At 62.9% G+C, this 13917-nt stretch carries 14 protein-coding genes; 6 read left to right on the forward strand and 8 right to left on the reverse strand.

What is annotated here, in order from left to right:
* The first annotated feature begins 104 nt into the window (after positions 1-104).
* The 3 genes from B0G80_RS14855 to B0G80_RS14865 all read left to right on the forward strand — a co-directional run bounded on the left by B0G80_RS14855 (position 105) and on the right by B0G80_RS14865 (position 3902).
* Complete coding sequence (locus B0G80_RS14855; RefSeq protein ID WP_116118459.1) at positions 105-1535, forward strand: DUF2957 domain-containing protein; 1431 nt, start codon at positions 105-107, stop codon at positions 1533-1535.
* Between the two features lie 125 nt (positions 1536-1660).
* A complete protein-coding gene (locus tag B0G80_RS14860) occupies positions 1661-2905 on the forward strand; it encodes a DUF2957 domain-containing protein (RefSeq protein WP_116118460.1) in 1245 nt (414 codons plus the stop codon).
* A gap of 172 nt (positions 2906-3077) precedes the next feature.
* Positions 3078-3902, forward strand: coding sequence for an OmpW family protein (locus B0G80_RS14865; RefSeq protein WP_116119658.1), 825 nt, complete (start codon positions 3078-3080; stop codon positions 3900-3902).
* A 266-nt stretch (positions 3903-4168) separates the two neighbouring features.
* Here B0G80_RS14865 and B0G80_RS14870 read toward each other — a convergent pair whose 3' ends face one another.
* Positions 4169-4804 carry a LysE family translocator gene (locus B0G80_RS14870; RefSeq protein ID WP_116118461.1) on the reverse strand — a complete coding sequence of 212 codons (636 nt, stop codon included), beginning with the start codon at positions 4802-4804 and terminating at the stop codon, positions 4169-4171.
* Between the two features lie 82 nt (positions 4805-4886).
* On the reverse strand, positions 4887-5756 hold the full coding sequence (locus tag B0G80_RS14875) for an NAD(P)-dependent oxidoreductase (RefSeq protein WP_106286056.1): 870 nt from the start codon (positions 5754-5756) through the stop codon (positions 4887-4889).
* Positions 5757-5850: 94 nt separating this feature from the next.
* On the opposite strand from B0G80_RS14875, the gene B0G80_RS14880 reads away from it, so the two are divergent.
* Positions 5851-6606: a Mut7-C RNAse domain-containing protein gene (locus B0G80_RS14880; protein WP_106286057.1), complete on the forward strand. Its 756-nt coding sequence runs from the start codon at positions 5851-5853 to the stop codon at positions 6604-6606.
* Positions 6607-6741: 135 nt separating this feature from the next.
* Positions 6742-7020 (forward strand): hypothetical protein, encoded by a 279-nt coding sequence (locus tag B0G80_RS14885; protein ID WP_106286058.1) that lies wholly within the window; start codon positions 6742-6744, stop codon positions 7018-7020.
* Positions 7021-7174: 154 nt separating this feature from the next.
* On the opposite strand, the gene B0G80_RS14890 is transcribed toward B0G80_RS14885, so the two are convergent.
* Positions 7175-7384 carry a hypothetical protein gene (locus tag B0G80_RS14890; protein ID WP_106286059.1) on the reverse strand — a complete coding sequence of 70 codons (210 nt, stop codon included), beginning with the start codon at positions 7382-7384 and terminating at the stop codon, positions 7175-7177.
* Positions 7385-7754: 370 nt separating this feature from the next.
* Between B0G80_RS14890 and B0G80_RS14895 the strand changes: the two genes are divergently transcribed.
* Positions 7755-8687 (forward strand): DMT family transporter, encoded by a 933-nt coding sequence (locus B0G80_RS14895; RefSeq protein ID WP_116118462.1) that lies wholly within the window; start codon positions 7755-7757, stop codon positions 8685-8687.
* Positions 8688-8771: 84 nt separating this feature from the next.
* Here the strand turns inward: B0G80_RS14895 and B0G80_RS14900 are convergent, their stop codons facing one another.
* The 5 genes from B0G80_RS14900 to B0G80_RS14925 form a co-directional block, all read right to left on the reverse strand.
* Positions 8772-9023, reverse strand: a complete 252-nt coding sequence (locus B0G80_RS14900) for a hypothetical protein (RefSeq protein WP_106286061.1) — start codon at positions 9021-9023, stop codon at positions 8772-8774.
* A 789-nt stretch (positions 9024-9812) separates the two neighbouring features.
* Complete coding sequence (locus B0G80_RS14910) at positions 9813-10499, reverse strand: DUF2242 domain-containing protein (RefSeq protein WP_116119660.1); 687 nt, start codon at positions 10497-10499, stop codon at positions 9813-9815.
* A gap of 155 nt (positions 10500-10654) precedes the next feature.
* Complete coding sequence (locus B0G80_RS14915; protein WP_116118463.1) at positions 10655-11308, reverse strand: lytic transglycosylase domain-containing protein; 654 nt, start codon at positions 11306-11308, stop codon at positions 10655-10657.
* 113 nt (positions 11309-11421) lie between these two features.
* Entirely contained in the window at positions 11422-12675 is a 1254-nt protein-coding gene (locus tag B0G80_RS14920; protein ID WP_116118464.1) for a cytochrome-c peroxidase, read from the reverse strand.
* Between the two features lie 8 nt (positions 12676-12683).
* Positions 12684-13913 carry an alkaline phosphatase family protein gene (locus B0G80_RS14925; RefSeq protein ID WP_116118465.1) on the reverse strand — a complete coding sequence of 410 codons (1230 nt, stop codon included), beginning with the start codon at positions 13911-13913 and terminating at the stop codon, positions 12684-12686.
* Positions 13914-13917: the final 4 nt, after the last annotated feature.

Here is a 13917-nt window from a genome sequence, read left to right on the forward strand (position 1 = left end):
AATTGCGCTGTTTGAATCGGTCTTTTTAGACGGCTCATTCAATTGACAGCCATTATCCGCGCGGCGAAATTAGTTCGCACAATTACATGAAGGGAGACAGCTGCATGTCGCATGCCATTACTCGAGGCCTCGCGCTGGCCATTGCCACGGCCCCATTCCTGATCGCTTGCGGCGGCGGCAAGGCCGACAATCCAGGTCCGATCAACGCACCGCAATGTTCGGGCGCGAGTTGCGGCGTGCAAGGTCCGCCAGCGTCGGGCGCCGGCGCGGCGGCGTTGTGCCCGGCCACGGCCGACATCGTCAAGAGCACCTTCCTGGGTGGCGCGGGCAGCGGCGAAGTGGTGCAGCTGAACATCGATGCGACGGCGATGACGTACACGCTGAAGTGGCTCAAGTCGCCGATCCCGCTAACCAGCGCCGATGTCACGATCACGCGCGAAGGCACTCAGATTACCGGTGCGGTAATTCATCCGCCAACGGGCATGCTGCCGACCGCGGAGCAAACGCGTTGCGCATTCATTCTCGGCAAAGGCACTGGCACCGCGCCTGCCAACGGCACGACCTACACGACGCCCGACTTCGTCAACAACCCCAACCCGCCGATGATCCTGGTGGGCCAGGGCGTGGCTGGCGGCGGCATTCCGGGCGCGACCGTCGAGTACGACGGACTGACCATCATTCCTGGCATCATCGATCACGTCGGCGCAGTCCCGAACCGGCACTTCGATTTCTATCCGTTCCTCGGCTTCGCCAGCACGACGAACGACGTCACCAAGCTGGCCGGCACCTACAACGGTCTGCTGTATCACCTGGTGCCGTCGGGCTCGTACGCGGCAACGGCCACCAACACGGTCGAGACCTTCGACGCGGCCGGCAACTGCACGGGATCGAATCCGGCGAACGCAGCCTTTACGCCGAGTTCGAGCGGCTGCCTGACGACCGGCACGGCTTGGACCGCCAATAACAGCGGCTACTTCGACAGCCAGAATGCGCCACAGATCGGCACGCAGCTCAAGCTGCCGCCGCTGAATCAGCCGAGCGGCGTGTCCGCGTCGGCGCACATGATTCTCGGCCAGGTGATGGGCGCCACGGTGCCGCTCGTGATCCGCACGGGCTCCGTGAATCTCGGCACCGCCCCGCTGCACCTTGACGCCAAGGTCGACGACGAATCCGGTATCGCGATGCTCGCCGCCGCCACGCCGCTTGCCTCCGGCGGCTTCGACGGCGGCTATGTCGGCGCCGACTCCAACTTCAAGTACACCGCGGCGTTGATCCAGGGCGGCGTCGGCACCTTCATCAATCCGTCGACTTCCGCTGGGGAAGACGGCTTCGGCCTCGGCTACGGTTTGCCGAGTCCGGGACTGGTCGGCGTCCAGCAGGCCAACGGTCAAAAAGGCCTCGCGATCTCATCGGGCGGCCTGTATGCGATCGAGATCCAGGGGACCGTCAATGGCGGCGTAGCGCCGACGTCGCAGCTCAGCAGCACGGCGTCGAGCGCGCCTTACTTCGGCATCGGAGCGCAAATCAGCAAGTAAATCAGGCGAGTGAGCCGCGCAGGTAAGCCATAGCGGACCGGCAGTGGGCGGCATGAGAGACAAATAGCAAAAAGGTGGCGGGACTGGGAGCCGGCCACACACAACGAAAAAATTCTGGAGGCGGTATGAATTGGAGAATCCTTTCGGTGCTCGCTCTTGCAGCACCGTTGTTGGGGGCGTGCGGCGGCGGCGGCGGAGGCGACGGCCCGGTGACGGAAGTCCGTCTGTGTCCGGCGTCGCTGGACTACAGCACGGTGTTCACGGGCGGCGGCGGTGACGGCGAACTGGTCAAGCTGCAACTCGATACGACCAAGATGACCTGGCAGGTCAACTACATCGAGTCGCCGATCCCGGCGACCACCGGTACGGTCGTCCCGACGCGCGCGGGCCAGACCGCCAGCGGCACACTGACTCAGGAAACCCTGCTGCCGACCAACAAGCTCAACCAGTGCGCGTTCCGCCTGAACGGCGCGAGTCTCGATCCGAATCGTCCGGCGCGGATTTTCGTCGGCGAAGGCGTGGCGGGCGGCACGATTCCGGGCGCGGAGATTTCGTTCGGCGGGATTCTTGGCGTGGGCGCCGTGCCTGATACCAAGTTCCCGTACTACCCGTTCATCGGCTTCTCGTCGATTGAAACGAATCTCGCGAACGTGGCCGGCACGTACAACCAGCTCGGCTATCACCAGGTGCCATCGCAAAACTTCGCGCCGGTCGCGGTCGATTCGAAGATCACGATCAACGCGGACGGCACGTGGACCGAGTGCGACAACTCCGGCGTCAACGCGGGCAAGTGTCAGCAGCCGGGCAGCAACTTCGCGCCGGCGGTGGACGGCAGCGGCGCGTTCCAGACCAACAACTTCCTCGGCCAGGCTAAACCGACCCTCGCGGCGACCCCGGAAGCACGCGGCTACATGATCGTCGGCAAGCTGCGCAACCAGCTTGTGCCGATCCTGGTGCGAGCGGGCGCGGCGAACTCATCGGTGACGGTGCCGCAAAACGGCGCGCTCGGCCCGTACGCCGACGACGAATCGGGTATCTCGATTCTGTCGCCGCAAAGCGCGATCACGGTGAACTCGCAGAACGGGGAGTACATCGGCGTGGATAGCCAGTTCGACTACCGCACCACGGCGCTCGAAGGCACCCAGGCCACGCTGCTCGATCCGTTCAACGCCTCGCAGGCATCGCTCGCGACGGCGCTGAATCTGGACTTCACGCAAGCCGTGCCGGGCGTGGTGACGACGACGCGAGTGGGCGCTTCCACCGGCACCACGCCGACCGGAAAGATGATCTTCACGGGTGGTGTGTTCGGCTACCTCGATCTGACCAACGCGGCCTCGCCGTACTTCACGATCGGCGCCTTCGTCCAGTAACGGACGCAGCACGCGCCGCCAATCCGCAACGTGGCGTTCGCGTCCCGGCTGCCGCGCAGCGTGACCGCGCGGCAGCCGGCACCAAACGAATATGCAGCGCGCCGGCGTGGTTGCGAACCCGCCGCCGCTTGCCGCGCGCGATGAGCTTGAGCCGCGCCTCAGGAGGAACAAGATGAAAAAAATCTATTTCGCGTTACTGGCCGCCTGCCTGTCCGCCAGCGCGCACGCCCAGCATGCGGGCGACAACGTCGCCGTGCTCGGCTGGTTTCACGTGATGCCACAGGATTCGAGCTCGCCGCTCACCACCACCGTCGCGCCGACGCCGATCAACACGCCGCTGCGTCTGCCGAGTTCTTTCACGTCGCCCGGCACGAGTTTGTCGACCAACAGCGCCGACACCGTCGGCCTGGTGTTCAGCCACTACCTTACCGATCACATCGCCGTGACGACGGTGGCGGGCGTGCCGCCGGTCTTCAAGATCTACGGGCACGGCACCATCAAACCGCCGGGACCGGCCGGTGCGCTCGGCCAGCAGGATCTGGGCGATCCGCAGGCCAACCCGATCGTCAAGAGCGTGCGCCAATGGAGCCCAGCGCTACTGTTCCAGTACTACTTCAATGCCCCGACGGCGCATTTTCGGCCATTTGTCGGCATCGGCGTGTCCTATAACTGGTTCTCCGACGTTCAGCTGAGCCAGAACTTCATCCAGTCGACGCAGAACAACCTCGGCGCGGTGCTGGCTGCCGGCGCGGGCAAGCCGGGGCAGACGCAGGTATCGGCGAAAGCGTCGTCGTCATGGGCGCCGGTGTTCAACGCGGGCCTCGCGTACAACATCACCGATCACTGGGGCCTCGTGGCATCGGTCACCTATATTCCGCTGAAGACGACCTCGTCGGTCATCATCAAAGCGGCGGACGGCACGGAACTGGGTGTGTCGAAAGCGGAACTGAAGGCCGACCCGATCATTTCGTTCCTCGCCGTCTCGTACAAGTTCTAAGTTCGGTCCTGACGCAAGAAAGCCGGCGGCCCTGCGCAAGGGTCAGCCGGCTTTGTCCTTTCTGGGAACGGGAAATTCGAGGCAAAAAAAAGCCCGCCTAAGTTGGCGGGCTGAATCCATATCAGAGGAGACATGGAGGAGACAAGACAAACTATAGCAAACGGCTTGGTGCGGCGCAACATACTAATTAGGGTAGACCCTCGACGTTGCAAATACACAACACCTCGCCAAATGTCCCGTCGTCTCCGCGGCGCTGCGCCTCGCGCTCAGTGGCGCACCAGCGCCATCATCGCGCCGAAGCCGACGAACACGCCGCCCGTCAGCCGATTGAACATGCGGGCGACGCTGCGGCTCTTCAATTTCGCGCCGATGCGTGTGCCGAATCCCGCGTACACCAGATACCAGCTCACCTCGATCACGGCGAATGTGGCGACGAGTACGCCAAACTGCGGCAGTTTCGGCTGCGCGGCGTCGATGAATTGCGGCAGCAGCGCCGCAGCGAACAAAATCGCCTTGGGATTGCTGCCTGCGACCAGAAAGCCGTTGCGAAACAGCGCGAAGCGCGAGCGCGCGGGCTTCGCCGCGAGTTCGTCGGCATTGTCGGCGGCGGCTTCGTCAGCCGGCGCGCGCCACGCCTTGATGCCGAGATACACGAGGTAAGCGGCGCCGATCATCCGCAGCGCGTTGAACATGGCTGGCCACGCCGCGAGGAAAACACCGAGACCCGCCGCCGACACCGCCAGCATCGACACCAGCGCCGACAGGCAACCGGCCATGGTCGCGCTGGAACGGCGCAAGCCGTGCTGGGCGCCGTGCGTCATCACGAGCAACATGTTCGGACCGGGAATCGCTGAAACGACGAAGACAGTGGCGACGAATAGCCACCAAGTATGGAGACTCATGGGAAGCACGGCAGATAGGGGAACGGGCGGCTATTATGCCCGCCCGCGCCCGTCACTGCCGCCTGTCAGTTGCTTTTAGCTCTTAGCGCCCGGCTCGCCGCGCGGCGACCTGGCCCAGCACCGCGAAATCCTTCTCGCCGTCGCCGTGAGCCACGGCTTCGATCAAGCTGTCGCGCACCACGCTGGCGATCGGCAGCGGCGTCGTCACGGCGTCGGCAGCGGCCAGCGCGAGACGAATGTCCTTCAGGCCGAGACGCGCCTTGAACAGCGCCGGCTCGTAGCGCTGCTCCGCGATCAGTTTGCCGTAGCCGGAATAGACCGGCCCCGGAAACAGGCCGCCCGTGATGACGTCGAGGAAATCCTGCATGGCGACGCCGTGCCCGGTCACCAGCGTAGCCGCTTCGCCGAGTGTCTCGACCGCCGCGCCGAGCATGAAGTTGGCGGCGAGCTTCATGACGTTCGCCTGCTGCGGCAGCGAACCGATGCGCCAGGTCTTCTGGCCGATCACGTCGAAAATCGGCTGAACGCGGTCGATCGATTCGGCCGGTCCGCCCGCCACGATGGTCAGCTTGCCCGCCGCCGCGACATCGGGCCGGCCCAACACCGGCGCGGCGACGTAGTTGACACCGCGCGACGCGTGCGCCGTCGCCAGTTCCTCGGCCAGCGCCACCGAGATCGTCGCCATGTTCACGTGGATCAGCCCGCGCGGAGCGTGTTCCAGCAACGAAGCGGTGATGACCTCGCGCAAGGCGCTATCGTCGGCGAGCATGGAGAACACGGCGTCGCCCGCAAACGCTTCGGCCGGCGTCGCAACGACGCGCGCGCCTGCGTCGGCGAGCGGCTGCGCGCGCTCCGGTGAGCGGTTCCAGACGCGCACCTGATGCCCGGCTTTCAACATGTTTGCAACCATCGCGGCGCCCATCTCGCCGAGACCGATAAAACCGATGTCCATCTGTCGCTCCGTCTTCTAAAGAACTGGAAGTAAAACACACCCATGCGACGCGTGCAGGACAGCGCGCAAAGAAACGCGGTGCGATACTGCGGTGATGGTGACCGCGACATTCCGCTTCTACGAGGAGCTGAACGATTTTCTCGCCCGGCCGTTGCGCCGGCGCGCGTTCAGCTACGCCTGCGCGCCGGGCGCCACCGCGAAGCACATGATCGAAGCGCTCGGCGTGCCGCACACGGAGGTCGAACTGATTCTGGTCAACGGCGAGTCGGTCGGTTTCAATCATCCTCTCGCGGACGGCGATCGCATAGCCGTTTATCCGAAGTTTGAAGCGCTCGATATCCAGCCGCTCCTGCGCGTGCGCGAACGTCCGCTGCGCGTGGTGCGTTTCATCGCCGACGCGCATCTGGGCGGCCTCGCGCCGCTCCTGCGGCTCGCCGGCTTCGACACGCTGTACGACAACCACTATCCCGACGCCGACATCGAGGCGCTCGCCGCCGCGCAGCAGCGCATCGTCCTGACACGCGATCGCGAGTTATTGAAACGCCGCAGTATCACGCATGGCTGCTACGTCCGCACGCTCAGGCCGCGCGAACAACTGCGCGAAGTGTTTGAACGGCTCGATCTGGCCGGTAGCGCGCAGCCGTTCCGCCTATGCCTGATGTGCAATGTGCCGCTGCGGCGCATCCCCAAGGAAGAAGTCGGCACGCGTGCGCCCGACGGCGTGCTGGAACGGCACGCGCAATTCGTTACCTGCGACGTGTGCCGTCGAGTGTTCTGGGAAGGCACGCATTGGCAAAGAATGCGCGCGCTGATGGACAGCGTGGCTGCCGCGCCGGGCCAGTCCGTTTGAACCTGCAACGAGGTTCATGCCGGTTCTGAACAGGCGTGCCAAGCCGTGCGCGCGGAACCCGAACGCCGCGCGCTCGCCCGAGGTCCGGCGCGGTGCGTACAATGCGGGATTACTTATCTGGCAGAGGCCTTCCGAATGGCGATGAAAAAAACCGACCTTGAAAAGAACAAGGCACTCAAGCTGAACAACGCACTGAAGCTGTCGACCGCCGACCGTTTCGGCAAGGCCGCCGCGGCCGAACCGAAGCTCGATCGCCGCGAACAGCGCAAGCTCGATCAGGCGCAGGGCCTCGTCGCGTTTGCGTGCAAGCTGAACGGCGATCTGGTGACCGAGCTGAAAGAGCGCGCCGCGACGCACCCCGAAGGCATGACCGGTTTGCTGAACGAAGTCATCAAACGCGGCCTTGCCGGCTAATCGCCGCAACAAAAGCTGCCTCAAATGCAAAAAGGCCAGAGCTCGTGCTCTGGCCTTTTTGCTTGCGACATCTGCATCCGGTCGTGCTGCACTCGCCAGCATGCGGCGCCGTGCGATCGACCGGCGAAGCTGGCCCGAAGAATCGGGCAGCAGCTTAGTTTTGCGTGCCCTTGTCGTTCGTGCCAGCTGCCGAAGCGGCTGCCGAAACCGGAGCGCGCTTGCCGTGCGTGTTCAGCTTCTTGACGTGATGCTTCTTCGGCGCGCTTGCTGCAGCAGCCGGTGCTGCGTCCGACGCTTGTGCGAAAGCTTGAACAGAAACCAGCGCGATCGAAGCGGCTGCGAGCGAGACGATAACTTTTTTCATGTGTTGTTCCCCAAACCTGGACGACTGAGTCAATGTGAATGAATAAGCTGCACGGTGAAGCAGACAGGGCTTGAGGCGCCTTCCCGCTCCCCGCGGGAGAGTATTACCCAGTGTAGGCGGTTTGTCATGCCCAAAACTCCATATGTATTTTCCGGGAGACAGCTTGCTTTCGACCGGCTTTCATTCATTAAGCGGCTCGTACCAGGGGATTCACCTAGACCGCCTGGAACGAGGTTACGCGGCAAGCTAGCGTTCTCCAAAAGGGTCGGCAAACACGTGATGTAGCGGTGTGCGGCCATATCGGGCTTTTCCGCGCACATGGATAAAATCGACGCCTGCCCGTCACGACAACCGAATTACAAAGACCACCGTGAAAGCCGAAACCCGCCGACACCTGCGTGCCAATGTCCTGATGCTGATCGCCGCGACAATCTGGGGTTCCGCGTTCGTCGCGCAACGCCTGAGTCTCGATGCGATCGGCCCGTTTCTCTTCACCGGACTGCGCTTCCTGCTCGGCGCGCTCGTCGTGCTCACGCTGATCGTTTGCGTGCGGCGCCCGGCACTCGCCGAACTGTGGAAGCGCGAACCCGGTGGCGCACGTGAGCTACTCGGCGCGGGCGTGCTGCTCGGCGCGGTGCTGGCCGCCTCGATTTCATTGCAGCAGATCGGCCTGCAATACACGAAGGTCGCCAACGCGGGTTTCATCAGTTCGCTGTACGTAGTGATCGTGCCGCTTCTCGGCGTGCTGTTCAGGCATCGCACGGGAATCGGCACGTGGCTCGGTGCGGGGCTCGCGGCCGCGGGCATGTATTTTCTGAGCGTCAACGAACATTTCTCGATGCTGTACGGCGACTGGTATCAGCTTGCGGGCGCGCTCGTGATCTCCATTCAGATGATGCTGGTCGGACGTTTCGCGCTGCGCCACGACACGCTGATGCTTGCGCTCGTTCAGTTCGTGACGTGCGGGCTTGCATGCCTCGTCGTCGGTCTCGCCATTGAACCCATCAGCCTCGCGGTGATCGTGCGCGCCGCGCCGACCATCCTATACGGCGGGGCGCTGTCGGTCGGCGTCGCCTATACGATTCAGGTCGTCGCGCAAAAGCATGCTGCGCCGGCGCACGCGGCGGTGATTTTCAGCATGGAGGGCGTGTTCGCCGCGCTTGCGGCGTGGGTCGTGCTCGGCGAAACACTGTCGGCACGCGCACTGTTCGGATGTGCGCTGATGCTCGCGGGTTTGATCGTGTGTCAGGTGATGCCGGCGTGGCGACGCGGGCGAGAACGCGTACCTGGCGCGTCGTCTTGAGGACGGCGGCAGTCGCCGCATTGGAAAGCGACGCGCACAAGGTATTTGCGCCGGCGGTCGGTGTCGCCGGCTTGCTCGCCGCGCTCAGGCCGCCCGCGGATGCGCAAGCAAAGCCGGCGTATCGGCGGTCGGCGGAAATACACACCAGCAGCCGTCGTCGTGACGAAAGAAGAACAGCCCGCGCGAGCCCGCCTGAAGCGAAGTCGCGACGCGCACATAACGCCGGCCTCCCAGGCGGGTGCGGCTGAATTCGGTGACATGAACTGGCGCCGAAGGCTCCGGCGCAAGCCACTTCTCGACGAGGAACCGCAGCGATCGTTCGCTCGCCGTTCTCATGATCTGCTCCGGGCGGGCTTGTCCTGATGCGGGTCACGCGTGGCGTCAGTGCTGTCGTCGGTGTCGGCGACCTCAGCTTCGTGTTCAGAGGAGGCGAGCGCGATGGCCCGGTTGGTGGCTGCCGCCCGCAACGTGCTGCAATGGGTGGCGTGTCGGATATCCGACAGAAGACGGACAAGCTGTCGTGCTGTTCTGCGTTTCATTACACACCCCCGCACTGCACCAATAACCTCAGAAAACACTTTAACTCTATGCCTGGATCGGGCGTTGCCGAAATGGTTTTGACTAAATAGCAACAGTTGCGCTTGCAAAAAGAGAGACGCAATCTTTGTACCGTCCGTCTTCAATGTGCGCGTGCGGCGGGGGGCGGTCTGTACGCTGGCGAGCGCTTGGACAGGTTGAAAAACTTGCCCGGCATCTATTGGAAAAACGACTTCAAACGCGAGTTATCCACATTTCCCTCTGAATAACTTCGGGATAGTGCATGGAACAGCCTGTGTGCGGAATCTTGATAAGACGGCTCGCGAGGCAAGCCCCATCAGAGTTATCCCGGTTTGGTAGTTTTTCTACAGGCGTGATCCGCAGGGTTATGGAGTTCGCATGACATTGATGCGACGGAACAAATAGGAGTTATCCACAGAAGGGGTTAACCCTTGTTAACTATTACTATATATGTATACGTATGAAGTAAAAGACATAGGATAAGTGATCGATCGCGATGTGATTGAAGGCTGATCGGGTCTTGACCAGCCTCGACACCGCGAATTCCGCGGACGAATCAGGGCAGAATCAGGGCGCTACGCCGGCTCCGCTCGCCGGTTGCACGGACGCCGCCTTGCCGATCGCATCGGGCATCTCGGGCACGGGCAACGGCGCCGTTGTCTCCACCGGCACCGGCAGGAGATGGGTCTCGATGCGATTACTGACGACCGGCTGAGTGCGCACCACCGTCTGCAGATAGTGGTCGACGAGCCCGAAGAAATGGTCGTAGAACTTGCCTGACGGAATGGTCTCGCTGGAAATCTTGACCATCGCATCGCTGTTCGAGCGGATCGGTAGCGACAAGGAACCCAGCACGCTCAGCCCGACGCTCGCCGAGGTATCGCTTTTCTTCAGCGCAAAGCCGTTTTGCACGGCATTGACGTAGACGATGCTGGTGTCGCTCGCCTCTTCGCCCGGCGTGCAGACCACATGAAATTCGACGACCACGTGGGTGTCGCCCGTCGGCTGGAAGTTCTTGGTGCCGTCGACGGTGTCGTTGCGCGTCATCGTCGTCAGATAGCCTTGGCTCAGGAGCGCCCGGCGCGCCGCCTCGCAGCTATCCGTCGTGCTCGAATTGAAATTGCGCGCATACGGGCTCGCGCCTGTTTCGAACAATTCCTGCTGGAATTTCGGCTGCGGCGTGCTGCTACAGGCGGCAAGGGTCAGCATGCCGAAACACGCGGCGGCTGTGAGTCTGGAAAGCGAGGTCAACATGGTCGATCGGAAGAGGCGCTGCGTCAGCGCGAATGGGAATGCATTGTAGAGCGGTTCCGAACTGTGCGTAAAAAGCGCGCAACGGGTGTCTTTCCGGACGTGACAAAGCATCGCGGCAGCTGCGACGCCGCGGTATGAAAAGAGACGAATGTCGCTTAGCGCGACGTCGTATGAAGTCCAGTCGCCGAGGTTGCCGTGCCGTTCAACCCGGCGGCATTGACGGCCGGAACGGTAAACGCGTTGGCCCAGTTGCCCGGCTCCGCGCAACGGTCAGACGTGGGTCGTGCCGCGCACATTCCTGCCTGCGCGTCCGATTGCTGCGCACCGTCTTGCGACGGGGCGACCGCCGCAAAGTCTTCGACGCGCAAGCTCACTTTCTGCGCGTACGCTTGCGATCCGCCGTAGCTCTTGAGCGCGGCGTTCATGTCGCCGTTGGCCGAGCGCATATAGCCGTACAGAATCGCCGAGCCCACTTCGATGTTCGCGGTCGGCTCGGTGAGGTCCTTGACGTTCCTCAACAGTCCGCGATGCGCGCCAGGCACGACCTGCATGAGCCCAGTCGCGCCGTTGGCGCCCTTGGCCTTTTCCTTGAAGCGGGATTCGATCGATATGATCGCCAGCAGGAGCGCCGGCGGGAGGGAATATTTCGAGGCGGCGGCTTGCACCGCGTCGGAAATCTTTTGAGCCTTTTCCTTTGCCAGACCGAATTTTTGCGTCAGATACGCGGACATGCGGTCTGTGTTTTCGTCGGCCGCCGCGGTCTGCATCAGGCCGAGCGAAAGCACGATCAGGCAAAGTAACCGGCTCATAACGGTGGACGGGAAAAAAGGGGATCCGGCCATTATAGCTCTGCCCCTAAATCAGCCCTAGAAAGAACCAAAATTCGTCTTAGGAATTGCGGGCGGCTCTTCATGGTTCAGGTTCAGTGCGAGAGCTTGGGCTTCAGCACGTAGCCGTCGTTCAGCGTCGCCAGGAAAGCGGCGACGTCGTCGATATCGCGCTCCGACCAGACAGGGCGGTCGCCGGCTTTGCGTGTGAGCGGCTCGTCGGTCGTATCGACGTTCACGCGCAGCGCGACGGGCAAGTCGTTGAACTTGTCGATCTTGCCGTGCAAGTCTTTTGGATACCACTTCGCCGGACTGGTATCGCGCTGCACGTAGAAGCGCAATGCGTCCTTCAGCGTGTGGAACCGGCCGTTGTGGAAGAACACCTGACGCGTCGCCGTATTGCGCAGCGACACCGATTTGAAGAGCCCGCAATTGCTGCTGTCGCTCGACTGATCAGTTCGCAACGGACCGCACAAGCCCATGTCGAAGTACTTCGGATCGGCATTCGCCCGCAACTCCGGATTGCGCGGCACGCCGAGCGCCTGGAAATTGAAGTCGGTGAACAGCGGATGTGAGCCGTCGACGCCCACCTGATCGATATGGCAGGAAGCGCAATTGCCGCCCGCCGGATTGTTGAACAGTTTCTTGCCTCTCAACTCTTGCGCCGTTAGTTGCAATTTTCCGTCCAGATAGTAGTCGAACTTGCTGGTGTACGGATGAAAACTCGGGTCCTCGAGTTCGAAGCGCTCGATCGCATACATGGCTTGGGCGAACGCCTTGGCGCGGTCGACGAAGATGTTCTGGCCGAACACTTCCTTGAAGCGCGCGGCGTACGGCGCCTGCTCCAGTTTCGCGAGCACGGCCGCCGGATCCTTGTTGGCCATCTCGTTCGGATTGAACAGGGGGAAGCTCGCCTGATCGTGCAGACGGTTGAAGCGCCCATCCCAACCGAAACCGCCCACCGGCGCATTGTCCATTTCGCTCAGACGCTCGGAGAGGCTCGCAGCCTGCGCGTGGCTCCACATCGGCGTACGGTTCAACACGTAGCGCAGGCTCGGCACAGCGCGCGTGCCTTGCGAGTGCATGTCCGCCCCACCCAACTGCGCCGCGAGCCCGTTGGGCGGCCCATACGCATGCGACGGGCTATGGCAGCTCGCGCACGACATCTTGCCCGAGGCGGACAACGTGGCATCGAAGAAGATCAGCTTGCCGAGCGCGGCGGCATCGCTGTAGACAGGCTTTGTGTCGGCCGCGGCGGCAGCGGGCAGCAGCGTTGCAACAAGCAGAGCAGCGAGCCCCGCCCATGGCGCGCCGAAGCGCTCCGTCAATCGCATTGCAGAAAACAGCATCGAATCGCTTACAGGTTCGTGAAGATGTCGCCGCCGAACCCGACGAGGCCGGCCTGTCCCGCATAACCGAGGTGGTCCAGCTGGAAGATGTCTTCGATGCTCTTGAGCATCGAATAATGGTTGTACTGCACCGTCGAGACCGTGCCCGGCTTGATGAACTTCGAGATCATGACCGCGCCGGTCTGGTCGCCGCCGAAGCTCTGCTTGGTCAGGTTGATCGTCAAACCCTTGTAAGTCAGCGACGACGTCTGCGGGAACGCCGGCAGATTCGGACCCGGCTGCTGGCTACAGCAGGTCGCGCCAGAAAATATCAGGTTCTCGCTCGTGCCGGACTGCGTCACCGTCGCGTAGCTGCTTTCGTCGAAGTTGATGATCAGCAGGCCGTCCTGCTGGAACGCGGGCGAAGCTGTGATAATCGGCACCCACTTCTGCAGGAACGTGTTGGCGCTCGTCAGGCCGCCCGGCTGGCCGTTCACGCACGGCGCGTCGTGGCCGTCGTCGCACAGGTTCGGGGTGATCAGGTTGAAGTTGGCGGTGGTCGCGATCGACTGCAGATCGGTCGTCAGCCTGTTCAGGTTGACCACGTTCTGCCCGCAGTCCGGCGAATCGATGATCGAGTGGAAGTACATGAACGGGTTGTGACGCGTCGCGTACTGGTCGCCCAGCGGCACGGCCGCGCTCGGCGCTTCCGCGGACTGCGTCAGGTCGGTCGTGTTGAGCGTCGGGTGGCCGCAGGTCGCGGCTTCCCGCGCCGGGTCGTTGCCCATGTCGCCTTCATAGCCCTTCCACGTGTAGCCCGCGGCCTTCAACTGGTCCGGCAGCGTCTTGATGCTCGCCGGATAGACGCAGCCCGACCCGACCGCCTGGCCGTCGGCGGTCACGCCCGTGAGTTTGTAGTCCTGGAAGGTGATGCAATCGTTATCCGTTTCCGGCGTCGGCGCCTGACCGCTGAGCATCGAAATGTAGTTGTCGAGGTTCACGTGCCCCGTGCCGTAGTACTGCTGCACCATCGCGCCCTGCGAGGCGAGGGTCTGCGAGAGATACGGCGCCTTGCTGTTCGCGCCAAAGGTGGTCGCGTAGTTTTCGTTCTCGAGCGTGATCACGAAAACGTGCCGGATCTGCTGCTGCCCGCTCAATTTCAGCGACGAAGACGACGATCCGCACGCCGCAACGATCAAGCCGATCAAGGCCGCGCAAACGACCATGAGAACTGCGCGCACCCCGCCGCGTTGTGACATGTTT

Origin of the sequence: Paraburkholderia sp. BL6669N2 (assembly GCF_003387275.1) — a bacterium.
GTDB lineage: Bacteria > Pseudomonadota > Gammaproteobacteria > Burkholderiales > Burkholderiaceae > Paraburkholderia.